The following is a 26,649-nucleotide window of genomic DNA, read 5'->3' as shown; positions in this document are numbered from 1 at the left end:
GGCAACCATTCGAGAACGGCTTCTTCCTTAGTATTAGTATTGCGCGAAGGTGTTTCGCGGTTGAATTTCATGTGGATCGAACGAGTTTGTTCGCCATCAGCAGCCACAGCCATAATTGGGTAGTCGATTAACCCATCTTGGAATGACATCTGGAAGCGGAATGTCCCATCTGGATTGAGTTTGATTGGACGACCGCCGATGGTTACTGTTGCATCTGGTTCGGTTGCCCCGTAAACAATTAACTCAGCATCGGCAACTAACCAGAACTGACGCGGACGCATGGGAACGGCAGAAGCAGAGAAGCCTACGCCGGACATACCTACGCCAGACATGGTTAAACCAGATACAGTAGGTACTGCCCACATTCCCACGCCAGAGGGGAAGACGTAAGAACTGATTGCTTGTTCTGGAACCTGCTGCATGGAACCAAACAGAGAACCTGCAACTCGCTGCGCTTCTGCACCTTGAGCCATGCCGAAAATTTCGTCATAAATTGGATTGCTGGTGCTGCTACCAGCTGTCATTGCCATGCGCTTAGCAGGGGGAACCAGTTCAAATACAGTCTTACCGCGCAGATCTTCATCCATGCTGACGGTAACGAAGTGGTCTTCAATCCAATCACTAGGATAGACGGGGGGAACGTGGACGGTAGCGGAACGAGCCAGAACCAGAAAACGACCGTCAACGCAGCGATAACCGATATCTACCACATAGTCGCGATCGCTCACTGGGATCGGTAAATACCATTCCCGCGCTAGTTCGTCGCAAGGATATTCTTGAATGCTGTGGGGGCTTTGAAATTCGATGTTAATATCTGTTACGTCGTAGAGGCGCAACGCCAACTGTTGTCCGCCTTGGCGACGCAGTTCTTCTTTGTGGTCGTTGGGAATATCCCAGTACGTGTACGACCATTGCGGATCGCGTGGCATCAGTACAATTCGGCTTTCGCCATAGCCTCCAGGTAAATCCGCCAAACCCTCATCCACGTCAGCTAAGGAACCACCAGTCCGGTCTTCTTGTCCCAGTTCAAATTTAGCTGCTTCCACTGTTTCTTGTGCCTCCAGATTACGCGGTTGAGTGCTAGAGAGTTTAGTACGCTCGGCTTGTTGTATTGCTGCCAATAGTTGCGACTTACGCATTCGACTGTAGCGGGAGATGCTATATTCGCTAGCAACTCGACGCAACTGCCGCAGTGTCATGTCGTCTAGAGGTGGGCGTTCTTTCGCCATAAATTTAACCTCCAATATAAAGTACGAATTCAGAATTCAGAATTTGGAATTCGGAATTAGTGCAAGAGAAGCTCCCTTCTCCCTTTTTCCCAATCGCAATCCTTGCCTTGCGGCAGACAGTATTTTTTTGGGATCGCGGGGATCGCTTTGTTAACTATTTGTAGCAGAAAAACTCTTAGCAAGATCGTTGTGAAAAGACCGATTTCAATCGATCCCACGTAGGTATCAGTTTTTTGGGGATCGCTATGTCATAGATTTATGACATTGACGACGATCGTGTGTCGAAACTCCCCCAATTTTGTTATGTTTTCATGACATTGCCTGACGATCGCCTCCAACAGGTAGGGGCGCACAGCTATGCGCCCCTACAAACGTCATGTACGCAATCGAGTCCCTAATTACCAAACACGTACAACCACAAAGGCAGAACGAGAAGATAGAGAATAGTAGAAAGAATAATACTGCTGGCGATCGTCGTCCGGTCGAGTTCGTACTCTTCAGCAAAAATCAGTCCGGCAAAAGCAGTTGGAACGCCAGACATCAGCACCATTGCCAAACGGCGATCGCCCGATAACCCCAATACAAAAGTAGTTGCTACACCCACCAATCCGGGGATAACGATGACTCGCAATACAGCCGGAATTATCCCTTGTTGAAAGCTTTTCCATCCTGGTAGTTGAGACAAGCGCATCCCAATTAAGAGAAAAGCGCAGGCGATAACAACATCAATCGATCCCTGCAAGCCTGACTCAACGATACGTGGAAGCGCCACATCTTGAGTGAAATAACCAATCGCAAACGCCCAAAGAATCGGTACGGTTAAAACATCTCTCAGATGAATCCACCAGTGATGGGATTGTTCGGAACGACCGAAATAGCTAGCAATCAATACACCAAACCCGTAAGCACCAACTATGTTATGGGTGATGCTGAAAAACACAATCCAGCTCAAGTACTCTGGATCGATAAAGGTAGGGACGATGCTCAATCCGACAAAACCTGTATTTCCTAGCGCCGCAGCTAGAATAAAACTGCCTTGGTAAGATGGCTTGTCCCACGGCTGAGATAAAAAGCCTGAGATGTTAGCATTTGTCGATCGCTCGGCAAACTGCTGTAAGCTAGCTAAACACAAATAAGCGATCGCCACTCCAGTGCCAATCGCTGCTAAAGTAATTCCTGGAGCCAATCCCGCTGGCTCTGAAAAATTGGTTTGACGCGCCAAAGCCAGGATTTCCAAAGGAATTCCCACCCAGTAGAGACCGCGACCCAACCAGTGGGGTAAAGTCTCCGGTACTAGGCGAAGCATTATTAGCCCCAAACCAGTCCACGCAATCAGGGGCAAGTAAGCATGAAATAAAGTTTCTGTCATATTGAGCTATTAGCTATTAGCTGTTAGCCGTTAGCTATTTGAGCGACATGCGAGTGTAAATAGAGAAGTGAAGCTAAACCCTAACCCCACAAGTTACAATCCTAATCGCTAATTGCCAATTGCTAATCGCTAAAACTGCTATTTCAGCACCTTCATAGTCTGAATTCGCCAATTACCATTTTGGCGCACTAAGTTGTACTGCACGCGCAGCTTTTCATGATAAGAAGCGGCTCGATTCAGACGGTTTCGCTCGTAGATCTGGGCGACTTCCACAACTGTCGCCTCTATTTGGGCGCGATCGCTGTTTTTTGAGTCATTTTTCACGCCATTGATCTGAAGACTGTGCTTGTAGTGCCGGACGCGGCGATTGAGCAGATCGTCTTGAACGCGCTTTTGCCACTGAGATAAAGCTGGTTCGACCAGGATTTGCTTTAATTTATCCGTCGCGTGTTCCGAGCCAAAAGCGGCGGCTTTTGCCGCTAGCCAAGCTTGAACGACTGGAGCAGCCGTATCCCGATTCAGATTCAATGGTTTGGATACTGCTGGCTTTGGCTGCGGTCGAGGAATTGCTATAGGCGGTTGGTTCAACTCTACGACTAGTTGTTCTGAGACGATAGCTGGCTGTTGGGCTATGGGTGGAGTTGCGGTTCTGTGGAATAAGGCGAAGATTTGACTGGTGAGAAACCACAAAACAGCTAGACCGAGAGTCCCGCCACCTAACAGTATTGCCAAACGACCGATCTTGAGAGAACCAAAGCCGAGCGCTCCACTGGGGCGATCCTTGCCATTATCGTGACTCCCTCGCTGTGGCAGACGATTTTTTGAATTGCGGCGCTGGCGAGGTGGTGTAGCTTTTTCCACCCCAGAAGTTGCCTTCGTAGCACTTGAGCTTGCCGTCACTGGCTCTGGATTGGACAACACAGCCACAGTTCCTTGAGAGGAGTTTTCATCTCCTCTGCCCCCAAGCTCCCCTACTCCTCTGCTGGTTGCGGCACTAGCTGCGATCGCCTGTCGTTGCCCATTTCTGGCTGCTACCCGCTCGTTTCCGTCCGTAGCGCGGTCTGCTGGAGCAACAAACTGGTATTCTGCGATCGCATAGTCGGGCTGGCTTGGCAAAGCTTCTAAGTATTCCTGCACGCCAGGATCGGCAAAATAGTCTTTGAGCGAAGCCGTTCGAGTCGCCAAATCGCGAAAGTGAGGAAAGACTTCTGTTTGTAGCCACGTTTCGCTGTACAGACACAAACCAGGCAGAAGATCGGGCGCACCTTGAGAATTTTTGCGGATAACGGCTAGAGGTTCTTCTTCTTGACTGCGTTGAAGGGCTTCAGTTGCTTCTACTGTTTGACCTAACAGCAGAGAGCAGATTGCTTGTTCTAAATATAAATCTTGGCGTTTTCCCAACCGCAGCAGCAGGATTTTTGCTTGGTGAATCAATGCGGGCATTCGTGCCGCAAACCCCCTGGCAATGGAGGCGTAGACAGCTAAATACGTTGCTACTGCTGAAGGACGCTGGCTTTCTGCTTCAAATAGACTTTGTTGTTCTGCCGCTGTGAGGTAGTCTCGTAGTTGTTGAATAAAGCCGAGAAAATCCTCAATACTCAGACCCGAACCATCATTGCCAGTACCTTCAATCCCTTGGCGATCGCGCAAAATGTCCTGTAACAGTTGCAACCCTCGCTGCCTTTCGGCAATGTGAGATTCGGGTTGCGATACCAATTCTAGAATGCGATAGGGGCGCAGTTTCTCTAGGTCGGCAGCAATTTCTGCCGCAGTGTTGGGAAATAGCCCTTCTCGTTCTAACAAGCTATACCCTGCTTGGAGAGAAACAGCTGCATTTTCATACCGGTCGTTCTGCCATTGTTCTCGTCCTTGTTGTAGATAAGCAAGAGCCACAGCTAGGACAATATCAGGGCGATCGCTTTGAGCGTCGCTGTCTGCTTCAAGATCGCTATTGCTGAGGAAAGACTGACCTAAGTTCAATACCAGTTCGCATTCTCCTGCATCTTGCAGAATTATCAGCGCTCCGATCAGCAGATCGTCGGCAATTTCAATACTGAGGCGATCGGTTTCAGGTTCAAGTTCAAAATTACGGTCGAAACTCTTAGATGGCGCGTTCAATTCTTCATCAAATTCGCCATCCGCAGCACCATTCATCATCCCACTGTTTGCTAATTCATCGGCAGAGGCACGATATTCAGCATCGTAGCGCTGTCGCTGTAGGGGATCGGACAGGACTCGATAGGCAAGAGAGATGAGTTGATTGCGAATCTCGATCGCTGTCAAAGAATACTCGCGTTGCGGCAGTTGCGCGGTGCGATCGCGGTAAGCTTGTTGCAACTGTTCCGCACTCATCGGCTGAAAAAAATTGGGTGGTAGTCCCAAAATGCGATAATAATCTAATGGAACGCGCACAGTTAAGCTCCCCTGCACCGTGAGAAAATTAGTAGTTTATTTATATCGAGATGTCAAGCGATAGCGTTTTTCCATAGCTTGGCAAAACGTGCCTATATGATAACTTGTGGATTTTAACCTCAAAGTTATTTTATCTACCAGCTTGAAGCATGGATCGTTGAGTCGTTGCGAACTGAAATTTTACTTAATAGAGGGAGTAGGGAGTAGGGAGTAGGGAGTAGGGGGACAAGGGAGCAGAGGGGAAATCCAAAATTCAAAAATCCGCACACCCCATACCCTACATCCTTTCTTCACTGACAACTGATAACTGATAACTGATAACAGGTTATCTTAAAAAATAATTTCATATTAGCGATCGCAAAGGTATTACATAGTAATGGTTCAGGAGCGGACTTTACCCGTTTTTCACGCTGCTACAGCCCAAATCACCAGAGAACAAGGGCTAGTGCTTTACGAGGATATGGTTTTGGGGCGCATGTTTGAAGATAAATGCGCCGAAATGTATTATCGCGGTAAGATGTTTGGCTTCGTTCACCTATATAACGGTCAAGAAGCCGTCTCTTCTGGCGTAATCCAAGCAATGCGACCGGGAGAAGATTATGTTTGCAGCACTTACCGCGATCACGTCCATGCTCTAAGTGCGGGAGTCCCTGCTAAAGAAGTATTGGCAGAGTTATTCGGTAAGGCTACAGGCTGTAGTAAAGGGCGTGGCGGTTCGATGCATATGTTTTCTGCCGAGCATCGCTTACTTGGTGGTTATGCTTTTGTCGCTGAAGGCATTCCCGTTGCCGCTGGTGCAGCATTTCAGTCTAAGTATCGTCGCGAAGCGCTAGGAGATGCAACCGCCGACCAGGTGACAGCTTGCTTTTTTGGCGATGGAGCCTGCAATAACGGTCAGTTCTACGAAACGCTAAATATGGCGGCTTTGTGGAAATTACCGATTTTATTTGTCGTCGAAAATAATAAGTGGGCGATCGGGATGGCGCACGAACGGGCAACTTCTCAGCCAGAAATTTATAAAAAAGCCAGCGTATTTGGCATGGAGGGAGTGGAAGTAGACGGGATGGACGTGCTAGCAGTCCACGCCGTAGCTAGAGAGGCAGTAGCCCGCGCCCGTGCCGGAGAAGGACCAACTCTCATTGAAGCCCTCACCTATCGTTTCCGAGGTCACTCTCTCGCCGATCCTGACGAGCTGCGTACTAAGACAGAAAAAGAGTTTTGGTTTGCTCGCGATCCAATTACGAGATTAGCAGCTTATTTAGTCGAGCAAAACCTCGTCCAGCAAGAAGAACTCAAAGCGATCGATCGCAAAATTCAGCAGACCATTAACGAAGCCGTACAATTTGCTGAAAGCAGTCCCGAACCCGATCCCAGCGAACTGTATCGCTTCATTTTTGCGGAAGACGAGTAATGGTCATTGGTCATTGGTCATTGGTCATTGGCTGTTACAAATGACAAATGACTATTGACAAATGACAACAAGTAGTAAGGACAAAATAGGTGTTTGAAGTTTCACAGCAAAAACAACAATACAAAACCTACCTTCTAACAGACTCATCCACTGATTCGCTGTTGGAAGTCGTACCTGAACGAGGTGGAATCATTACCCGTTGGCGCGTCCAGGGACGAGAAATTCTCTACTTGGACGCAGAACGGTTTGCTCGTCCTGAAATGAGCATACGAGGTGGAATTCCCATTTTGTTTCCGATCTGCGGTAACTTACCAGATAATACCTACACGTATCAAGGGCAACAATATACGCTTAAGCAACATGGTTTTGCCCGCGATCTACCTTGGGAAGCGATCGACTCTGAGGCTAAAAGCGATAGTGCTAGCCTCACGCTCGTTCTCAATAGTAACGAGCAAACTCGCACGGTTTACCCGTTCGACTTCCAAGTAGAGTTTACCTACGAGTTTAAAGGTCACTGGTTGGGCATCTGGCAGCGATTTGTCAATCGCTCATCCGCTCCCATGCCATTTTCGACAGGGTTACACCCTTATTTCCAAGTTTCTGACAAAACAGATTTGAAATTTGAGATTCCAGCAACTCAGTTTCAAAATCAAATTACGAAGGAAATGCACGCCTTCAGCGGAAATTTTGATTTCGGGCAAGAAGAACTCGATTTAGCCTTCCGACCACTCTCAAACCAAAAAGCGACTGTCAGCAACAATTCTCAGCGTTTACAACTGACATGGAGCAGTAATTATTACGGTACGCTAGTTTTCTGGACAATTAAGGGCAAGGACTACTATTGTTTGGAGCCTTGGACAGCTCCACGCAATGCTTTAAATACGGGAACCGATCTGATTTATATCGAACCTGGTGGTGAAGTCCAAACTTGGGTCAATCTGGATATAACCTCTACTTAAGCTCGCTCCATGCAAAGTTTTCAATATCTTATTGAAACTTCTGAGTTAATTTTTGGGGTACTTGTGTTACTCTAAAAGAGTGTCAGCTACGGGATGTAGCGCAGCTTGGTAGCGCGCCTGCTTTGGGAGCAGGATGTCGCAGGTTCAAATCCTGTCATCCCGATTTTAATTTGTTAGGTAAGGTAGCGAGATCTTTCGCAAGGTCGTCATTGGTCACTTGTCATTGGTCACTGCTGCCTACTCCCTGCTCAGAAGCTCCCTGCTCAGAAGCTCCCTGCTCAGAAGCTCCCTGCTCAGAAGCTCCCTGCTCAGAAGCTCCCTGCTCAGAAGCTCCCTTCTATTCACAAATCTATTTAATTCTTAAAATATTCCAAAAAGGTGAACAATAAGTGGGGTCGTACCGTCAGTAAGAGTTGGTGGCGATCGCATTGGTCGGATCAACCCTCTTGCCAAGACACTGCTACTATAACTACAACTAGTTGGGTGGGTATTTTTACCACCACTGGAAGAAACACAATCTGGTCATTGATGTCAGGAATACTCATGAAATCAGTTATAAAATCGATGATTCGCTGGAGTGCAACGTTAGGAGTGGTGGGAAGTACCATTATTGGTACGACGACAATGGGCGCTCTAGAGGTCTTGGCTTTGCCAGAACAGCAAATCTTGCAAAAGCTTGGACCTGTGCCAATGTTTACAATCACGGATAATAAGGGCGCACCACTGGTAGCTTCCGTACCAGATCAAAAAGATAAATCGGGAGTAGCTGGAGTCTTTATCAATCGCCAAGACGCACAGGCTTTTATCGATCGCCTGAAGCAGAAAAATCCAGAGTTAGCGAAAAATGTCAGAGTTGTACCTGTCTCTCTAGCAGAAGTTTATAAGTTAGAGCAAACAAATAAGAAAAAGCCTAATTCTCCCAACTTTGCCTTTGTCCCAGGACAGCAGCAGGTTGACGCTGCTAAAACATTACTACAGCAAAGCGGTCAAAAGCCGGAGCAATTTAAGGGAACGCCATTATTTGTCGCTAAAGCTGGCAAGGAAAAAGGCTACCTGACAATTAAACAAGCCGATCAGCAAGTCATTCCTTTCTTTTTCAATAAAACTGAATTACAGACGATGCTGGAACGCTTCAAGAAACAGAAGCCCGATCTAGCTTCGACAATTGAAATCCAAGTTGTCAACTTGGAGGGAGTATTGCAAGCAATGCAAACTCGCAACGACCAGGGTTTAAGTCAAATTGTTTTGGTTCCTCCCAAAGAATCGATTGACTTCGTGCGATCGCTCCAACCAGCAGCACCCAACCAACCAGCTAAAAAGCCTTAATTCCGAACAACCCAAATGAATACATCTGGTCTAGAACTGTGGCGATGGCGACAGCAAGCTGTAATGGATGCGATCGCGGCTGATGTCTCGTCTATAGAACTAGATTGGTTGCTGCAAGAAGTCGCAGGGTTAGATACTCTTTCCCTGCGCTTGGAGTTATATAAGAACCAACCGCAAATTCAGTTGAAGTTACCTTTAGCTGAGTTGAACAAATTGTGGCAGAGGCGGTTGCAAGAACGCTTACCAGTACAATACATTGCCCGGACTACACCCTGGCGGAATTTTAAGCTAGCAGTTTCTCCCGCTGTTTTAATTCCGCGACCGGAAACAGAAATTTTAATCGATCTGGCAGTTGAAGCAGTTAACAAAAGTTCTGTAACTGGATTAGAACGAGGAGATTGGGTCGATTTGGGTACGGGTAGCGGCGCGATCGCGATTGGCTTGGCTGCTGTTTTTCCAGCGGCTCAAGTTCATGCTGTCGATCGCAGTTCCTCGGCTTTGGTAATTGCCCAAAGTAACGCTCTAAATTTAGGGTACGGCGATCGGCTAAAGTTTTATTTAGGGAATTGGTGGGAGCCGTTAGCATTTCTCCAAGGTCAGGTTTGTGGGATGGTATCAAACCCGCCTTATATTCCTAGTTCTCTCGTTCCTCAACTACAACCAGAAGTTGCCAATCACGAACCGCATTCAGCTTTGGATGGTGGTACAGATGGTTTGGATTGCATTCGTCATTTGATTGCAACTGCGCCAAATTTTTTGCGATCGGGTGGTGTTTGGTTAATTGAAATGATGGCGGGACAGGCTGAAACTGTAAGCGAGTTGTTACAGCAGCAGGGAAGTTATATTAACATTCAAATTTATCCAGATTTGGCTGGAATAGAACGTTTTGCTCTGGCTTATAGGCAGTGATGGATTTTGCGATCGCGCAAAGACGCAAAGCAAAGCGTTGTCGTAGAGTGGACGCAAAGTGCAATTTGAGTATAGGGGCGATTTCTAATCGCTGAGACTTAAGTTTGATTATAAAAGTCAACTAAGAAACATGCATTGAATAAATTTTCTGTTGCATTTAGCACGAAGACAAATCAGTCAGTGCAATTACCGAAATTTAACCAAGAAAAATTTTTATTTAAAAAATGACACATCTAGCTAAATAAGCAAATGTCAAATTGTATCCCATCATTTTATTATAAATTTGCGAACAGCAGTCTGGTGCAGACTTGTAGATGACTGCAAAATTCTAAAAAACTCAAAAAAATTATTATTACTCGTCAAAGTTCCGTAATTCTACTACTAGTAAGTTTGCGATCGCAACTCGATAAGTGTCACTTTGAATGAAATCCTCTGCTTCAGAAGCTTTCAAGCATATATGCAATTTATTTTAGGCGAGCTAATACAGGTATTTTATTGATTTTTTCTACTTGATTAGCTTGGATTTCGGCTAATTTTATGCTTTATGTTCTTCCAAGTCTATAGCTGCAATCTGCCCTGAAAAATTACCTACCCAATAAATCAGTAAATTTTCGCTTGAATGGATACTAGAGCGAGAATACTTTAGGTTTAGTTTAGCTTTTTAAAGCTGCTGTAAAGTAACCAATCTGCGTCTGTCAAAACTTAGATTTGCATGAGGTGTAACGAGCCACAACTTATCCAATTCATTACACTTCTCTATTGCATAACTGCACTGACATAGAGTGTTTTTTATCTACTTGAAAAGCTACTTGAATTAAACGCTCTGCCCCTAACCACAATTTTTCTAATTAAAACTGCTGAGGGCGAAAGCAAGTGCAAATCTGCGTGACTTGTCCCGCACTCGCACAATTCTAGTTGCGTTGAGTGATGCATGGGGCTGACAGTCGCTTGTCAACTTATCAGGGTACAAGATGAATTTACACCAAAAGATCCAACACTTAGCTCAAAACAAATCGTTATTGCGATCGCTACAGCCTAAAACCATTGTCTCTTTTTTTGTTGCCTCGGCTCTCCTCTACAGTCTGCCAGCACGGGCGCTAACGAGTTACTTAGGGATTAACAACGGCACTGGCTACAACACCGATTCAGAATATGTCGATCGCTCCATCCAGCATACGAAGAACTTGAATTTAGAAGTCGCCCGTATGGGGATGGATGGTGTTGGCGGTTTCACAGAGGGCGCTGGTTTCAATTGGTCAGCCAGAGATGCAGCCATCGATCGGTATCTCAACGCCGGACTCAAAATTCATCTGGTACTATCGGCGCGGATGCACGTCAATCGAGACGGTAACTACGACCAATGGAAAGCAAATTTCCGTTATTTTGTGCGTAACGTCATGATGCGTTACAAAGGCAAGATTTCTTACTACATCATCGATAACGAACCCGACCTCGACTACGGTAACGGTAAGATGTCAGCTCAAGAATGCGTCGATATGACGCGGATTGCTTACGAAACAGCTAAAGAGATTGAGCCGAATATCAAAATTGAATCGCCGCCCGTAATGGGAATTGAATCCGGTCTGTTAGACGAAATGCTAGATGCTGGGATTGCTGAGGTGAGCGACTATATTGGCTTGCACGCCTACGGCGGACAAATTTCCGAGAATCGCCTCGGACATCCTTGGCGAGTCTTAGAATCGCGTGGTATTCACAAACCTCTAGCAATTAGCGAGTCGGGATCGATTAACGAGTATTGCAACGGTTCGCAGTATGAAACAGAAGACTGTCGCCGTCGATGGTTTGCTTATTTCGGACAACAATTGAAGCGGTTCGGTTACGACCACGCACTACTATTCGATCTTGACGGTCACGATAGCTGGGCTGTTGCTCCAGGTTTTAACCCAACTAAAACTTATCAGCAAATCAAAGATTTGAGCTTAAATGAAGCTCTGAGTAATGCCGATTTTGAGTCTGACAACAATGTTGAAACAGGCTGGATACCGTTTGATAGCAACGATGTCTGGATTCTTGAAGGTGCTTCGCCCTACGTGAATTTTGTCCGTAACGATAATGATGGAGCACATGGAGGAAACGGATATGTCAAACTCAAGAACGGTGATGCTTCTCCAGATACGCCTGTGAGCGTCCGACGCATTGTTGGTCAGCTACCAAAGGGACAAAAGGTCAAGATGGGTGCTTGGGTGTATGTCAACGGTAAGGCATCAGCAACTCTGAAAGCATTAGGTTACGACTATCAAAATGGCGATGCCGAAATTTCAGCGACTTCAACCAAGAAAAATGGGTGGGAATACTTAGAGATTGAAGTCCCCATTTCGAGATACTGGACGGTCATCGAACTAGGGACTTCGGGAACTGGCAATTCGGGAGACTATGTCAAGTGGGATGATGTCTCAATCGATTAATTGGTTGTAGAGGTGCTTCGCGCCTCTACAACTCTAGCTCAACTGTGCTACCACTCGATCTTCGAGTAAAGTTTGATTGGTGAGTAAGTCCTCTACAGTCATTCGCAAGCAGCGTTGTGCATCTACTTGAAACAGGACTTTAATCCGATCGCTCCCAGGATACCCAGGTGGGGTTAATTGCGCAATTTGCCTTGCCCCATCTCGGTCGTTGAGGGGTTGTACTTGTTTTTTACCACTATCCAAACGGCGGGTAATCAAGCGATCGCCATCAAAATATACTTCCGTTCCGCCAGTCTCTGCCCCCAGTTCCCCCACAATGAGTTCGATACTGGGCTGATTATCTAACGATGCGCCCAAAACTAATTCTACGGGATTAGTCATTGGGTAAGGTTGCCCTGGATTAATAATTGGATGCCAGTTGTGACATTGATTCCGTCTATCCCAATAACGGATGCCGTAACTGTGATAGAGAAAATCTTTGACTTCTATACCTTGACAGATCTGCAACGCACCTTGGGCGATCGCTTCAAACGGGCGATCGCCATGAATTTTTTCTGAGGGAAAATACTGCTGTACCCAAGTCTGCACGGCAGGCATTTGTGCCGTTCCACCTACCAACAATACGGCATCAATATCTGATACTTCTATCCCTTGTCGCCGCGCCTGCTGTAGAAGTGCCTGCATTGACTCGTCTAATTGCTCAAAAAATTGATGGGCTGTCAAAATTTGCGTGAGGCGATCGCGGTCTAATTCTAATTCGTAACTCTCAAACGTCTCATCATTAAAATAAACTTCGCTGGCTTGCACCTGGCTGGAAAGTTGAATTTTTATCCTTTCTGCCAAGCGAGTTGTTAAAGGAGATACAGCTAATCCCCGCTCCTGGGCGAAATAATCGACAATCCAATTATCGATATCAGTCCCGCCTAAATTTTGCCCTGCTTTGGCTAAAACACGCGCAGTTTTGACCTTCTGCCCAGATTTTGTGGCAAAAGATTTCTTGCCCCATTGCAGTAAAAAACCTGTCTGCTGTTTGACAGTATTTCCGCCACCATCCAAGCGAACTAAAGATAAATCTAAAGTGCCACCACCAAAATCGATCGCTAATAAATTATCCCGCTCTGCCATGCCATAACCCAAAGCGGCAGCGGTAGGTTCGTCCAAAATTCGCACTTGTTCCACGGGTAAAGCACGGCAAATCTCACCGATCCACAAGCGATAGGCTTCAAAACTATCGACTGGAACTGTTAAGACTAAAGATTGCTCGTCTTCAGGGGCTTGGGTGGCTAATTTCTCAATGATTTGGCTCAAAAACCACTTTCCGACTCCTTCAAACGAGACTGTCTCGCCATCCAGTTGAGGCAAAAATCCCTGAATCTCCGTACCAATGCCGCGCTTAAAGCTACGAAAAAATCGCGGGTCAGTCGTTAAATCCAAACCGCGATCGCGTACTGTCTGTCCAATTAACACGCGATCGCTTGCCGCATCTTCTACATAAACCAAACTGGGAATCAGGGGTGGGTTTTGTCCCAACTGCTGAGATAAGCCTGGTAAACTCAAAGTCTCCGCTTGCTGTGTGACGGGATTCCAACGGGCTATACAAGTGTTACTCGTACCAAAATCGATTGCGATCGCCATGCTTAATCAGTTATCAGTGAAGAAAGGGAGCAGGGAGCTTCTGAGCAGGGTTAAATTGTGAATTCTAAATTTATCCTACCCCTTTAGGAGCGCAAGCTATATCCTTCATTCTTGCCCTAGCCCCCAGCCCCTCGTTAGTGCCACCCTGTTTCAGCTTGCTGGAGGACATAGGCGGAAACTGCTTGGATTTCCTCTGCTGTCAAGCGATCTTTATAAGCTGACATATTTCCTTTACCGTTGGTGACAATATTGGCGATCGCCTCTAGCGAATCCATGCCATATTTTTTCAAAGCTTTTTGTTTCAGATTCTTGCCGCGTCTGACGATGTTGCCACCGTTAATGTGGCATCCCGCACATTGAGTTTCAAAGATTTTGGCTCCGTCTGATGTGTCTGCGGCTAAGGCTGGGGTAGAACAGGCGATCGCCATTCCTACGAACATCACCAGCACGAAACCAAGTATTTGCTTGAATAACATTTTCATATGGTAAAGAAATTGTATGTAGCGACACTGCTATAAGCCAATATAAAGCGTGAAAGGTAAAGTCGCTTTGCTGTCCCTTCAAGCGAAATGACATCACCCCCAGCCTGAATTTATGGGCAAAAAGGCTATTTTGAGAGCATGATGGAGAAAAGCGAGTAGAGGTTGCAGCCATGAGTCAGAGCATTTCTACGACTTCAAAACGGTTGACGTTTGAGGAATTTCTTGCCTACGACGATGGCACGGATAGGCGTTATGAATTGGTGGATGGAGAATTAGTAGAAATGCCGACGGAATCGGATGAGAACAATCGGATCGCGAGAGGTTTATTTCTTGAATTAGCTAAGCTCGTTCCCCTAGCTCTTATAGCTTATAAAGATACTGAAGTCGAGGTTTCAGGACGACGAGCAACTTGTCGCATTCCCGATCTACTGGTGCATACGGAAGAATCGGCAGCAGCTTTATCGGGTGCAAGCCGTTCGATCGTCATGCGAGACATGCCACCACCTGCTTTAATTGTTGAAATTGTTTCTCCTGGCTCTACCAATCGTAGCCGCGATTATCGATACAAGCGCACGGAGTATGCAGCGCGAGGCATTGCCGAATACTGGATTGTCGATCCTCAAGAACGGCGAATTACCGTGTGTCAGTGGGTAGATGGGCAGTACGAGGATAAAGTGTTTGCAGGTGAAACTCGAATTGAATCGACAGTAATTCCAACGTTCGAGCTAACAGCAGAGCAGATTTTTGCATTTGCTCAAAACTAGTTGGGGCAAAATCGCGGTTTTGAGATTGTAAACGATGTATTAGGAACGCTCCGTTATTGTAGGCTGAGTAATCGGTAGTGAATTTTTCTATCCCCACTCCCGTACGGGCGGGTTTACCAAAAAACTCTTTTCTCAACTAATATTCTGAGTGAACCCGCCCCTACGACTCCCGATTATTGTGACTCGCCAACGCTTATTTCTATTTATTATTGCAATACTCCTCATCGTGCTTTCTTGGTGGCAGATCGCCTCTGCAAGAACTGGGCTAATCGTACAGTCCCTTTCTAAAGATGGCATCCCGATACTTTATGTCGCACCAGCCCGATCGCAAAAAATACCAGGAGTACTGATAGCTCATGGTTTTGCAGGTTCTAAGCAGTTGATGTTGGGTTATGCCTACACGCTGGCTCATGCAGGCTATGCGGTGATGTTGTGGGATTTTAGCGGGCATGGAGCTAATCATAAATCCTTGGCACGATCGTCACTCCAAGCCGATCTCGATACTGCATACAAAGCCTTACTTACTCAGCCTAGAGTCGATCCGCAACGAGTAGCTGTATTGGGACATTCGATGGGTAGCGGTGCGGCGATGACAGCAGCAATTCAACAGAGCGATCGCTTTACTGCAACTGTTGCTATCTCTCCTACTAAAGCCGCAGTCACACCCCAGGTTCCGACTAACTTGCAAATACAAGCAGGAAATTGGGAACCGCGTTTTGTTGTCAATGCCCAACAGTTATTACAGCGAGCAGGGGGAGAAGGTCAAGGGCGATCGCTCATCATCATTCCCAATGCCGAACATATTACCATTCTCTTTCGCCGAGCTAGCCATCAAGCTGCTAAAACCTGGCTCGATCGCAGTTTTGGCATTCAAAACTCTAGCAACTATATAGATAATCGCATGAGTTGGTATGGCGTGCATTTATTTGCATGGCTCTTGGTATTGGGTGCTGTTGCTCCAGTTATTTCAAATGGGATATTACGTCAGCCACCGAGAATTTGGCGGCGCTTTCCTGCAAGAGGAGTATCAGATCTGCTGTTTCAAGCAGCAATTCAAGCTCACAATTCTGACATAGTTAGTAAGAGCGATCGCCTCAAAAGCTGGATCGGTTTAATCTTGAGTCCTTTAGGGGCAATTGGCATACTCGCATTACTAAACCGCAACACGGACATTGCCAGCTTAGGTGGCGTGTTGGTAGGTGGTGCGTTGGGAATTTGGTTTTATGCGGCTGGTATCGTCTGGCTATTGGCTAACTTGCGTTTACTGCGTTTGACTCTAGCAGGATTGGGATTGGGTTTAGGGCTGTTTCTCCTGCTTTGGGTTGCTTTTGGGGCGATGGCGCAGGTAGTCTGGTTACAGTGGTGGTTAGTTCCCGTTCGCTTACAATTGTGGTTGTGGTTATCGCTGTTGTGTTTTCCCTGGTTGCTTGCTTCTGGGATCGCGCAACAACAAAGTCGTATCAAAATCCGATTTATTTGGTGGTTGGGACAAAGTTTAGTCTTAGTCATAGGGCTGTTGGCAACAATCCAAATTCTGCCCCAAATTGGTTTTATTTTCCTTTTGTTGCCTATCTTCCCCTTATTTTTGGCAATGTTCGCGATCGCCTCGGCTGCCGTTAAAGATGTTTGGGCTTATGCAATTGGGTGTTCTCTATTTTTCAGTTGGGCGATCGCGGCTGCTTTTCCCCTGGTAGGATAACCTAAGCTTAAATTCAGTTGCCAATAATATCAGTGTTAGCAATCGAGAATGGCTTATGAAATCGTTGCATCGCCCAGATATGTATGCATGGTCGATTTTCGACCGCGATCGAAACATGGATTTCAATAGCTTTGTTTGGATTCGCCCCAAAGGTAATATCCTCATCGATCCTTTGGCATTATCAAACTACGATTTCGATCGCCTCAATTCTTTTGGTGGTGCAGCTTGGATTATTATCACGAATTCAGACCATATCAGAGCAGCTAAAGGTATCGCCCATATCACCGGAGCGAAAATTGCTGCCCCATTAGGTGAAAAAGAAACCTTCCCCATTGCGTGCGACTGCTGGCTGATGGATGGGGATGAGTTAGTCTCAGGGTTACAAGTTTTTGCTTTATCTGGTTCCAAAACTCTTGGGGAATTGACACTTTTAATTGAAGGTAAGACTTTAATTACAGGTGACTTAATTCGCGCCCCCAAAGCTGGTAGCCTGACAATTTTGCCTGATAATAAGCTCAGTCACAAAGCGGATGCCATAGCCTCAGTTCGTCGCATTGCCGCGATCGATAGTATTGAAACCGTACTCGTAGGTGATGGTTGGTCTATCTTCCGCAATGGTAGCGATCGCCTCAAGGAACTAGCAGCAACGCTATGAGAGGCTGTGGGGTGTAGGGTGTGGGGTGTAGGGTGTAGGGTTTTACTTATTTTCTAGCGCTCGAATAAGAGCTAATAAGAGTCTACCTACTGATTCGCTGTGAATCAGCAGCGAGTTGATAGTTTGGCAGCAAGTCAGTTCTACTCTCTGTGCTATTAGCAGATGGGTTTCCAGCTCTTTAAGAGAGCCTTGTGCTATGTATAAAAATTGAATGTATTCTCCACGATTTTTTCGTCCGTAGCCTTCAGCGATGTTAGCAGGAATTGATACTGCTGCTCGACGAATTTGAGAAGTCATTCCATAAAGTTCTTCTTTAGGAAAGGCTTTTGTAGTTCGATAACAAGCTTCAGCCAAATTCATAGCTTCTTGCCAAACTCTTAGATCGCGATAAGACTGTATAAGTGTTTCTCCCATCAATACTTGCTGCTTCTTACACCTGTGCTGTCTTTCCCCACACCCTACACCCTACACCCTAATTATGCAGTTGGTTGGGATCTTCTAGAGTTACTGGCAGTTCGGTATTTTCGATCCGGTTAGGATCTTCCAAAGTTGCGGGAAGTTCTGTATTTTCCGTTCTGTCGAGATCGTTCGCTCTTTCGGAAGTGCCTGCATCTCCAAATTCCTCTTCTACCACACAACCAGCTACAGAAACCGAATATTTATGACCTGTAGAGCTAATATCTCCAACTCTCACATTGACCTGATAGGGTTGATTGTCGCGACGGGGAATAGCTGCGATTTTTAGCGGCTGACCTTCTAGCAGCCTCACAGAAGAATTGCGATAGAACTGATCCTTCGTACCATCGCTATATTTCAGGTAAACCGATATGTTGTACTTAGCAGTCTGTTCTGGCATCAGATCGACTACAAAGCGATCGAACATAGCACCGCCTGGTACGCCAAAATCGGTATTGTAGTTATTCCGAGAGATCAACATTCCTGGTGCGGAAACGATTTTTCTCACCTGCGTCCCATCACCCCCGATCGCATTTAATGACTGACAGCTTTGACCGTAAGCAGGTACACCACTAGCCAATAACCCTAAAATTCCCAACACAGCACAACGATAAAACACGCCCCAACCTCCTTCTGAGCTTTTTCGCCAAAAGTCTACTAGAGATAATCATATTTTTTTGGAAATGTCAAGAAAGTTTATTCGATCGGGAGCGAGGAGCGAGGAGTGAGGGGAGAAGAGAGCTGCTCTTGAGCTGGGGAGGCTGGGGGAGAAAAAAACCAACAGCCAACTCCCGACTCCCGACTCCCGACTCCCAACTCCCGACTCCCAACTCCCGACTCCCGAAACTACGGCACAGGCTTAGACTCAAAGGCAGCATAATTCCCTCCCAACCCCTCGACAATTGTACGGGTATTGGCAACTAGCATTTTTGGGTAAGTATCGCCGTCTGTTCCTGGTTCTCCTAAACTATCAGCGTAGAGTTCTCGCTCTGCAACTTTGACGTTTGCTTCCCTTGCTACAGCCTCAATCAGTTGCGGGTTAACCGTCTTTTCAGCAAATATTGTTGGAACGCCAGATTTTCTGATATCTTTGACGAGTTCTGCTACCCTGGCGGCTGTAGGTCTTTCTTCCGTGCTAATCCCTTGTAAGGCTCCTTCAATTGGAATTTCATAAGCATTTGCATAGTAACCCATTGCATCGTGGGTGGTGACTAATTTACGCTGTCCAGGTGGAATTGTCTGAATCTGAGATTTAATCCAAGTATGGATCTGTTTGAGTTCGCCCGTCAGTTGTTTGGTATTGCTGGTATATTTTGCGGCGTTATTCGGAAGTGCTTGTGACAAGGAGTCAGCGATCGCATTAGCGATGCGAACACCGTTTTGGGCATTATGCCAGACGTGTGGATCGGTAACGGTTTGTCCGTCTTCCTCAAGTTGTTGGGGTTTGGGAACGCCAATCTCATGCACTGCTACTTTAGATGCGGGGTTAGAGGTGGCTTTGATTAGTTTAATTAGACCAGACTCAAAGTTGTAACCACCATACAAAATTAATTGCGCTTGCTCGATCGCTTTGCTATCTTCTGGTGTCGGTTGATATAAGTGAGGGTCAGCACCAGGTTCGATTAAACATTTTAAGTCTATGGTGTTTGCCGCAATTTCTTGAGTTAATCCGCAGGTAACGCTGTTCGTTGCCACTACAAGTGGTAAGTTATTTTTCTGCGCGATCGCCTCATCCCCTTTGAGATTCAATCCAGCTAGACCAAGTGCCATCGCAAAGGTAGCTATGGATTTGACAGACAACTTTAACATCTTCTTTTCGAGCTTGAGTGATAATGATTATCATTGTGCTATAAGAGGGCGTATGTTAGAAGTCCAACATTTAACCGTCAGCTATCGAGGTGTATCTGCTGTTGAAGATGTCAGTTTTCGCCTGCAACCAGGACAACTCGTTGGCGCGATCGGTCCTAACGGTGCGGGTAAAAGCACGATGGTCAAGGCAATGTTGGGTTTAGTACCAGCTGTAAGTGGAGTGGTAAAGTATCGCGATCGCGCTTTGAAACGGCAATTAGATGCAGTAGCATATGTTCCCCAACGCACGCAAATTGACTGGGATTATCCCGTGACCGTATGGAACGTTGTCATGATGGCACGGACGAGACAGACAGGATGGTGGCGCGAACCCAATCGTCAATCTAAGCAAATTGTCGCTACCGCTATAGATCGAGTTGGGATGTGGGAACTGCGTCACAGACAAATTGGGGAGTTGTCCGGCGGACAACAGCAGCGAGTATTCTTAGCGCGATCGCTAGCACAGGAAGCAGAATTATTCTTTTTTGACGAGCCATTTGTTGGCATCGACAAGAAAACCGAAACAATTATGTTTGATGTATTTTCTGAATTAAAATTGCAAGGTAAAACTCTGTTAGTTATTACCCACAATCTCGCCACAACATTAATCAAATGCGATCGGCTCTTATTATTAAATCGTCAGTTAATCGCCAATGGTTCACTCAAAGAAGTCGCGACAACAGCCAACATTCAACGTACATATGGAGATAGCGTACTGTTGTTAAATCAGTAGAAAATATGATATCCGTCCCTGACAATTACCCATTACCCATTACCAATGTTCAATTTATTAACCGAGCCTCTAAGTTTTGAATTTATGCGTTTAGCGCTAGTAACCGCGATTTTACTAGGCATACTTTGCTCGGTTATCGGCACTTATTTAATCGTGCAACGGATGGGTTTATTAGGAGATGTTATCGCCCATGCAGTGTTACCAGGGCTAGCGATCGCATTTTTTCTAGGAATTGATATATTTGTCGGTGCGTTTATCTCCGGTACGCTCAGCACGTTTGTCATTTCTTGGATTCAGTCTCAGTCTCGAATTAAAGTTGATGTAGCAATGGCGTTAGTTTTTTCAGGCTTTTTAGCATTAGGAATTACTCTAATTACCGTACTCAAAAGTAAACTAGACTTACATCAGTTTCTCTTTGGCGATCTTTTAGGAGTGACAACAATTGATGTATGGAAAACTTTAGCGATCGCCATCATCATATTGCTGTTAGTTAAGCTATTTTACAAAGAACTATTATTTTATACTTTCGATCCCTTGGGCGCTCAAGCTGTCGGTTTACCAGTCACTTTAATTCACTTAGGCTTAACGGCTGCTATTACCTTGACAATTATTGTAAGTATGCAAGCAGTGGGTATAGTGTTAGTTGTTTCGCTTTTAATTGGACCTGGAGCTATAGCTTACTTACTCGTGAAAGAATTGCATCAAATGATGATTTTTGGAGCAGTTATTGGGATTTTTAGTAGTGTCACTGGAATGTATTTTAGCTACTATTTCAATGTTCCTTCTGGTGCAGCGATTGTCTTAGTAGTTTCAGGATTATTTGTATTAGCGCTATTATTCAGCCCATCCCAAGGTATTTTAACCCAGCCAGCAGTAGCAAATCGTTCTCTTTCAATCTTACGTCAATTCAAACAATCAAAAAAACGGATTTAAAAATTGTAGAGACGTTGGATGTAACGTCTCTACACTGACAACTGACAACTGACAACTGATAACTGATAACTGTCAAAGCGGTAGCTTACCTTGTAATTGCTGAACTGCAACGATACAACTAGAACAGTCACAACCATATCTTTGAATTGCAGCCTGCGACTCTTCATCAGTGAAATCTAAAGTAGGAACTTCATCTTTTGATGGAGTTTCTGTAACATTGGTAAAAGGTTTAGGAGTTGGGCGATCGAATACTATGTCAACTAAGGGAGGAGATACCGATTTTGAGGTATCGTTAGGTTGAGTAACAATTTCTCTAGCCTGAGCTGGATCGGGAGCTATAAGTATCAATGCCATGAGCGTAGGACAGGCAAATAAGGCTAATTTAGATAACTTCATAAGTCACGCCATAAAGAATTATCTGGTTGGCGCATATTTTAACTGATTTCATCTGTTTTGTAAACCAAATTTTTTGTAATTATCTAAGATTTATTCATCACAGAAAACATATCGATCGCCACACTTATTGTCTGGATCTACAGAGGCGATCGTCGATTGCTCTTTTTGAGGTTGAATATTTACTTTTTTTAGGGTTAATTATTTAACATTATTCTAGAGAAGATCGTAACTAAATTACTAAATGACTTTAACTTCTAGCTGCAAATATTAAAAGCAAGTGAAAATTCCTCAGTTATGTAGCCAAATAGGTTTATGAATAAGGCTTTATATAGATCGTTCGCTGGGATCGATTTATTTTTTTAGAAAAAATTTGTTGTTATCAATAGAAGAATCTTCCCTTCTTCCATCTGTGAAACTTGCAGATTATGCAGAATCCTGTTGTCACCGATTCTAAAAAACTACCACTACGCCTGATTCTAGTCGTACCGTTTGTGCTACAAATCTTTACCGCTGTGGGACTAGTAGGGTATCTCTCCTTCCGAAATAGTCAGCAGGCGATTAATGACCTAGCTCACCAGCTAATCACCAAAGCGAGTCATTTAGTCAATCGGCACCTCGATACTTATCTAGCTACTCCACATCAAATTAATCAAATTAATGCCGATGCGGTGGAACTAGGACATTTGAACTTGCAAAACTATCCCAGCCTAGAACATTATTTCTGGAAACAGTTGCAGGTATTTAATGTTGGCTATATTTCTTATGCAACAGTAAAAGGTGAATATGCCGCAGCTGGCTATTACAAAAATCCCCAGAAGGCTGTAATTGATGAAGTCTCTTCAGCTACCAAAGGAAAAGGTTACGTATACGCTACAGATAGTCGTGGTAATCGTACTAAGTTAATTGAGATTGTATCGGGTTACGATCCGCGAGCTGAGGCTATTTTTCAAGATACGGCGCGAGTAGGTAAACCGACTTGGAGCCAGGTTTACGCTTGGGATAGCGATCCAGATATTTTATCAGTTGCGGCTGGCTATCCAATTTACAACAAAAATAAAGCATTGCTGGGAGTTATTAGCGCCGACCTGCGCCTCACACAGATTGGTGATTTCTTGCGCCGCATACATGTGAGCCAGTCGGGAAAAATTTTCATTGTCGAACGGAATGGATTAGTCGTAGGAAGTTCGAGTTCTGAATCGTCATATACTATTGTTAGTGGCAAAGCACAGCGTCTTAATTTTCTCAACAGTCGCGATCGCTTAATTCAATCTACAGCACGATATTTACAATCTAAGTTTGACAACCTAAAACAGATTCGACATAGCCAACAGCTAGAGTATGTGCTAGAAGGAAATCGCCAGTTCGTCCGAGTGACACCGTGGCAAGATAAATACGGTTTGGACTGGTTAGTGGTTGTCGTTGTGCCTGAATCTGATTTCATGGCACAAATTAACGCTAACACTCGTACTACAATATTGCTCTGTTTAGGAGCATTAGCGATCGCTACAGCAATTGGTGTTTATACTTCTCGTTGGATTACTCAACCAATTTTAAAGTTGAGTCGAGCCAGTCAGGAAATTGCTGCTGGAAATTTAGAGCAAACAGTCACAGTTAAAGGTATTCAAGAACTTGATATTTTAACTAAGTCCTTCCACCAAATGGCAGGACAATTGCAAGAATCTTTTGCAGCTTTAGAAATGACAAATCAAGCATTGGAACAGCGCGTAAGCGAACGTACTCTCCAACTGCAATTAGCAAAAGAGGCTGCTGATGCTGCGAATCAAGCCAAAAGCGAATTTCTTGCTAATATGAGTCACGAACTGCGGACTCCGTTAAATGGGATTTTAGGTTACGCTCAAATTCTCCAACGCTCTTCAAGAATTACAGAGCAAGAACATAAAGGAATTAGCATTATTGCGCAGTGTGGCAATCATCTCCTCACCCTAATTAATGATATTCTCGATCTTTCAAAAATTGAAGCGCGGAAAATGGAACTTTATCCCATAGAATTTCATTTTCCTGCTTTTCTGCAAGGGGTAGTAGAAATTTGTAGCGTTCGTGCCGAGCAAAAGAAAATTGCTTTCGTTTATAGTGCAGAAAGCGAAATACCTGCTGGAATTTGTGCTGATGAGAAGCGTTTGCGACAGATATTAATTAACTTGCTCGGTAATGCAATTAAATTTACAGAGCGTGGGGAAGTTAAATTTATAGTTAAAAGCCGAAAACTCGAAAATTTAAATTATCAGGTAAGGTTTCAAATCGAGGATACTGGTGTCGGGATGACAGCCGAACAATTAACAAAGATTTTTTTACCCTTCGAGCAAGTGGGAGATCGTAAATACCAAGCGCAAGGAAGTGGTTTAGGACTGGCAATTACCCAGAAAATTGTTTCTTTGATGAAGAGTACCATTCAGGTATCTAGTCAAATAGGAAAAGGTAGTATTTTTTGGTTCGATCTAGAATTGACTGAAACTACAAGATGGTTGGACATAGCTAGGCTAAGGTCTCAAGGTAAGATTGTTGGTTTTCATGGTAACAAACAAAAAATTTTGGTAGTTGACGATCGCTGGGAGAATCGATCTATTTTAATCAGTCTTTTAGAGCCACTTGGATTTGAAATAGCAGAAGCTGAGAACGGTCGAGAAGGATTAGAAAAAGCATATAAATTTCATCCAGATCTCATTGTTACTGACTTAGTAATGCCATTGATGGATGGCTTTGAAATGTTACAGAGAATTCGCGCCTCAGAGCAACTTTCTGGAATTGTCGCGATCGCCTCTTCTGCTAGTGTATTTGAACCCAATCAATACCGTAGTTTAACTGCTGGAGCCGATGAATTTTTACCCAAACCAATACAAGCAGAAATTTTATTAGAGATGTTACGCTCGCATTTAAATTTAACCTGGATTTACGAACAACACGAAAATCAAATAGTCTTTAGCCAGCCTCATCAAACCGAGCTGCCTCCAGACGAAATCTTGACTCAACTATACGAACTCGTCAAGAAAGGCGATCTGGATAAAATTTTAACCGTAGCCTATCAATTAGAAAAGTTAAATGGTAAATACCTATATTTTGCTCAAGAAATTATTCAGTTAACCGAAAGCTTTCAGGTTAGACAACTACGAGAAAAACTGCAAAAATACATAAAAAATTGAAGGGATGATGAGATAAGGCTTTTTATTGTAGCATTCTTATTTGATTTATGAACGTAAAATAGGCTGATATCCTGCTATAGAAATTATTTATGCTTGCAATAGAAAAGTATCTATTGTTCGCAAAGGATATATAATTGCTATATTAATTAATCAGATCGCTTAACGAATAAACTCCAGATAAATAGTCAATGTTCATGTGTATTGCCCATGCTTACAACTGCGTTTAAGTTTACTTTTTTAGAAGCAAATTTATTTTTAAAATTAATCTTATAATACTTTGATGAAAACTCTAAATACTGGACTGATATTGATTGTGGATGACAATCCTACAAATTTGTCAGTTCTATCGCATACGCTAAAAAGCGCGGGATTTAACATTAGAGTTGCGATGGATGGCGAAAGCGCGATCGAGTTGGTAAATTGCGAGCCACCAGATCTCATATTATTAGATGTCCAGATGGAAGCACCGGATGGATTTGAAACCTGTAGCAGACTCAAAGCAAATCCAGCTACGCAAAAAATCCCCATTATTTTTATCACTGCTTTAGCCGATCCGCAGGCGAAAATTAAAGGTTTTGCTGTCGGAGCAGTAGACTATATTACAAAACCATTTTACGAAGCAGAAGTTATCGCCAGAGTGTCAGTACATTTACAATTGAGCTTTTTGACACGCACAGTAACGGAACAAGCGATCGCGCTGCAAAAAGCAAATCAGGAATTACAAAATCTCATCTATATAGATAGCTTGACCCAAATTGCTAATCGTCGCCAATTTGATACTTGTTTTGAGAGAGAGTGGCGGCGACTAGCACGGGAGCAAGCACCGCTAGCTTTAATTTTGTGTGATGTTGATTACTTTAAAAAATACAACGATTGCTACGGTCATATCGCTGGAGATATTTGTTTACAGAACATTGCCAAGGCGTTGATGCGTGCTGTAACACGTCCGGCAGATTTAGTCGCAAGATATGGTGGTGAAGAATTCGGAATTATTTTGCCAAATACCAATATTGAAGGTGCAATTCGAGTCGCCGAACGCATTCAAGCAGAGATCGAACAGCTTCAGATTCTTCATTCTCAGTCTAAAGTCAGTGCATACGTCACTGTGTCTTTAGGAATTAGCAGTCACATGCCGCATCAGGAAATGTCAACTGAAAAATCGATCGCTGCTGCCGATCGCGCTCTCTATTGTGCCAAACAGCAAGGACGTAATACTTATTGTATTTGCGATCGCCTCTAGAAGACTGGCAAGCTAGATAAGAGATCCAAAGAATTTGGTATACCGATACAATGCAACCAAACCAAGCAGAGATTGAGGCAATTCGCGCTCAAATTGCGGCTCTACAGCAAGAATGCGCCTCCCTCAGCGCTGAGTCACCAGAAAGTCGCTCTACCCAGGCGCAGAAAACAAATGATGACTTAGCACAGCTACTAGAAAGCTTAGCGGCTTTGACAGCGCAACTGCGGCAAAAACGCGCCGAATTCACCGCCTTGCAGGTGCGATCGCAATATCAATTGATCGAGCAACACGTCGAGGAAGGGAGAACGCAAGCCAAAGTTCACGCAGATCGAATCAACGAACTTGCAGGAGAATTAGCTGAAGAAATCCGTGCGCTTAAAGCGATCGCAGATCGAATCAGTCCGAGTTATTGGCAAGTCTACTACAAACCGTTTATCACTGGCTTTCAAACGATTTCAGTCCCTCATGTTCGTTCTGATGGAGACGTGTGGACGATTGTGAATCGCGTGGTTTAGATACAGGTGGTTTAGATATAGATTGTAGGGGTGTATCGTAATGCATCTCTACAACCACAGGCAAAGGCTTCTGATAAAAATTAAATACATGGCG

Annotated in this window: 22 protein-coding genes and 1 tRNA gene; 14 read left to right on the top strand and 9 right to left on the bottom strand. The window is 44.6% G+C overall.

Annotation, left to right across the window (positions count from 1 at the left end):
* The 3 genes from ACRC32_RS22290 to ACRC32_RS22280 all read right to left on the bottom strand — a co-directional run.
* Positions 1 to 1,229 (bottom strand): DUF4912 domain-containing protein (locus ACRC32_RS22290; RefSeq protein WP_438556027.1); only part of this gene is annotated, 1,229 nt, incomplete at its 3' end.
* Between the two features lie 394 nt (positions 1,230 to 1,623).
* Entirely contained in the window at positions 1,624 to 2,598 is a 975-nt protein-coding gene (locus ACRC32_RS22285; protein WP_438556026.1) for an AEC family transporter, read from the bottom strand.
* A gap of 138 nt (positions 2,599 to 2,736) precedes the next feature.
* A complete protein-coding gene (locus ACRC32_RS22280) occupies positions 2,737 to 5,010 on the bottom strand; it encodes an IMS domain-containing protein (RefSeq protein ID WP_438556025.1) in 2,274 nt (757 codons plus the stop codon).
* A 376-nt stretch (positions 5,011 to 5,386) separates the two neighbouring features.
* Here ACRC32_RS22280 and pdhA point away from each other — a divergent pair, with 376 nt between their 5' ends.
* The 6 genes from pdhA to ACRC32_RS22250 all read left to right on the top strand — a co-directional run bounded on the left by pdhA (position 5,387) and on the right by ACRC32_RS22250 (position 12,041).
* Entirely contained in the window at positions 5,387 to 6,421 is a 1,035-nt protein-coding gene (gene pdhA / locus ACRC32_RS22275; RefSeq protein WP_438556024.1) for a pyruvate dehydrogenase (acetyl-transferring) E1 component subunit alpha, read from the top strand.
* An 89-nt stretch (positions 6,422 to 6,510) separates the two neighbouring features.
* A complete protein-coding gene (locus ACRC32_RS22270) occupies positions 6,511 to 7,380 on the top strand; it encodes an aldose epimerase (RefSeq protein WP_438556023.1) in 870 nt (289 codons plus the stop codon).
* A gap of 89 nt (positions 7,381 to 7,469) precedes the next feature.
* Positions 7,470 to 7,543, top strand: a tRNA-Pro gene (locus ACRC32_RS22265).
* Between the two features lie 380 nt (positions 7,544 to 7,923).
* A complete protein-coding gene (locus ACRC32_RS22260; protein ID WP_410500418.1) occupies positions 7,924 to 8,706 on the top strand; it encodes a Tic22 family protein in 783 nt (260 codons plus the stop codon).
* 15 nt (positions 8,707 to 8,721) lie between these two features.
* Complete coding sequence (prmC, locus tag ACRC32_RS22255) at positions 8,722 to 9,615, top strand: peptide chain release factor N(5)-glutamine methyltransferase (RefSeq protein ID WP_438556022.1); 894 nt, start codon at positions 8,722 to 8,724, stop codon at positions 9,613 to 9,615.
* A gap of 971 nt (positions 9,616 to 10,586) precedes the next feature.
* Positions 10,587 to 12,041 carry a hypothetical protein gene (locus tag ACRC32_RS22250; RefSeq protein ID WP_438556021.1) on the top strand — a complete coding sequence of 485 codons (1,455 nt, stop codon included), beginning with the start codon at positions 10,587 to 10,589 and terminating at the stop codon, positions 12,039 to 12,041.
* Positions 12,042 to 12,074: 33 nt separating this feature from the next.
* Here ACRC32_RS22250 and ACRC32_RS22245 read toward each other — a convergent pair whose 3' ends face one another.
* Together ACRC32_RS22245 and petJ are read right to left on the bottom strand one after the other, a co-directional pair.
* Positions 12,075 to 13,676: an Hsp70 family protein gene (locus tag ACRC32_RS22245; RefSeq protein WP_438556020.1), complete on the bottom strand. Its 1,602-nt coding sequence runs from the start codon at positions 13,674 to 13,676 to the stop codon at positions 12,075 to 12,077.
* A 134-nt stretch (positions 13,677 to 13,810) separates the two neighbouring features.
* Positions 13,811 to 14,152 carry a cytochrome c6 PetJ gene (petJ, locus tag ACRC32_RS22240; RefSeq protein WP_438556019.1) on the bottom strand — a complete coding sequence of 114 codons (342 nt, stop codon included), beginning with the start codon at positions 14,150 to 14,152 and terminating at the stop codon, positions 13,811 to 13,813.
* 176 nt (positions 14,153 to 14,328) lie between these two features.
* On the opposite strand from petJ, the gene ACRC32_RS22235 reads away from it, so the two are divergent.
* The 3 genes from ACRC32_RS22235 (at position 14,329) to ACRC32_RS22225 (ending at position 17,276) form a co-directional block, all read left to right on the top strand.
* A complete protein-coding gene (locus ACRC32_RS22235) occupies positions 14,329 to 14,922 on the top strand; it encodes a Uma2 family endonuclease (protein ID WP_438556018.1) in 594 nt (197 codons plus the stop codon).
* 178 nt (positions 14,923 to 15,100) lie between these two features.
* Positions 15,101 to 16,621 carry an alpha/beta hydrolase family protein gene (locus tag ACRC32_RS22230; RefSeq protein WP_438556017.1) on the top strand — a complete coding sequence of 507 codons (1,521 nt, stop codon included), beginning with the start codon at positions 15,101 to 15,103 and terminating at the stop codon, positions 16,619 to 16,621.
* A gap of 55 nt (positions 16,622 to 16,676) precedes the next feature.
* Positions 16,677 to 17,276 carry an MBL fold metallo-hydrolase gene (locus tag ACRC32_RS22225; RefSeq protein WP_438556016.1) on the top strand — a complete coding sequence of 200 codons (600 nt, stop codon included), beginning with the start codon at positions 16,677 to 16,679 and terminating at the stop codon, positions 17,274 to 17,276.
* A gap of 42 nt (positions 17,277 to 17,318) precedes the next feature.
* Here ACRC32_RS22225 and ACRC32_RS22220 read toward each other — a convergent pair whose 3' ends face one another.
* From ACRC32_RS22220 to ACRC32_RS22210, 3 genes are all read right to left on the bottom strand, one after another.
* A complete protein-coding gene (locus ACRC32_RS22220; protein WP_438556015.1) occupies positions 17,319 to 17,690 on the bottom strand; it encodes a four helix bundle protein in 372 nt (123 codons plus the stop codon).
* Between the two features lie 58 nt (positions 17,691 to 17,748).
* On the bottom strand, positions 17,749 to 18,351 hold the full coding sequence (locus ACRC32_RS22215) for a hypothetical protein (protein ID WP_438556014.1): 603 nt from the start codon (positions 18,349 to 18,351) through the stop codon (positions 17,749 to 17,751).
* A 227-nt stretch (positions 18,352 to 18,578) separates the two neighbouring features.
* Positions 18,579 to 19,541: a metal ABC transporter solute-binding protein, Zn/Mn family gene (locus ACRC32_RS22210; protein ID WP_438556013.1), complete on the bottom strand. Its 963-nt coding sequence runs from the start codon at positions 19,539 to 19,541 to the stop codon at positions 18,579 to 18,581.
* A gap of 52 nt (positions 19,542 to 19,593) precedes the next feature.
* Here ACRC32_RS22210 and ACRC32_RS22205 point away from each other — a divergent pair, with 52 nt between their 5' ends.
* Both ACRC32_RS22205 and ACRC32_RS22200 read left to right on the top strand, forming a co-directional pair.
* Positions 19,594 to 20,313 carry a metal ABC transporter ATP-binding protein gene (locus tag ACRC32_RS22205; RefSeq protein ID WP_438556012.1) on the top strand — a complete coding sequence of 240 codons (720 nt, stop codon included), beginning with the start codon at positions 19,594 to 19,596 and terminating at the stop codon, positions 20,311 to 20,313.
* Between the two features lie 45 nt (positions 20,314 to 20,358).
* Positions 20,359 to 21,246 carry a metal ABC transporter permease gene (locus ACRC32_RS22200; protein WP_438556011.1) on the top strand — a complete coding sequence of 296 codons (888 nt, stop codon included), beginning with the start codon at positions 20,359 to 20,361 and terminating at the stop codon, positions 21,244 to 21,246.
* Between the two features lie 72 nt (positions 21,247 to 21,318).
* On the opposite strand, the gene ACRC32_RS22195 is transcribed toward ACRC32_RS22200, so the two are convergent.
* On the bottom strand, positions 21,319 to 21,642 hold the full coding sequence (locus tag ACRC32_RS22195; RefSeq protein ID WP_192157624.1) for a hypothetical protein: 324 nt from the start codon (positions 21,640 to 21,642) through the stop codon (positions 21,319 to 21,321).
* A gap of 425 nt (positions 21,643 to 22,067) precedes the next feature.
* Here ACRC32_RS22195 and ACRC32_RS22190 point away from each other — a divergent pair, with 425 nt between their 5' ends.
* The 3 genes from ACRC32_RS22190 (at position 22,068) to ACRC32_RS22180 (ending at position 26,555) form a co-directional block, all read left to right on the top strand.
* Positions 22,068 to 24,800 (top strand): ATP-binding protein, encoded by a 2,733-nt coding sequence (locus ACRC32_RS22190; protein WP_438556010.1) that lies wholly within the window; start codon positions 22,068 to 22,070, stop codon positions 24,798 to 24,800.
* A gap of 280 nt (positions 24,801 to 25,080) precedes the next feature.
* Positions 25,081 to 26,040: a diguanylate cyclase domain-containing protein gene (locus tag ACRC32_RS22185; protein ID WP_438556009.1), complete on the top strand. Its 960-nt coding sequence runs from the start codon at positions 25,081 to 25,083 to the stop codon at positions 26,038 to 26,040.
* Positions 26,041 to 26,090: 50 nt separating this feature from the next.
* Positions 26,091 to 26,555, top strand: a complete 465-nt coding sequence (locus tag ACRC32_RS22180; protein ID WP_438556008.1) for a hypothetical protein — start codon at positions 26,091 to 26,093, stop codon at positions 26,553 to 26,555.
* Positions 26,556 to 26,649: the final 94 nt, after the last annotated feature.

Origin of the sequence: Chroococcidiopsis sp., from assembly GCF_051657925.1 — a bacterium.
Classification (GTDB): Bacteria; Cyanobacteriota; Cyanobacteriia; order Cyanobacteriales; family Chroococcidiopsidaceae; genus Chroococcidiopsis.
The sequence above is the reverse complement of the archived record's forward strand: the minus strand, read 5'-3'. Positions and strand labels throughout refer to the sequence as shown.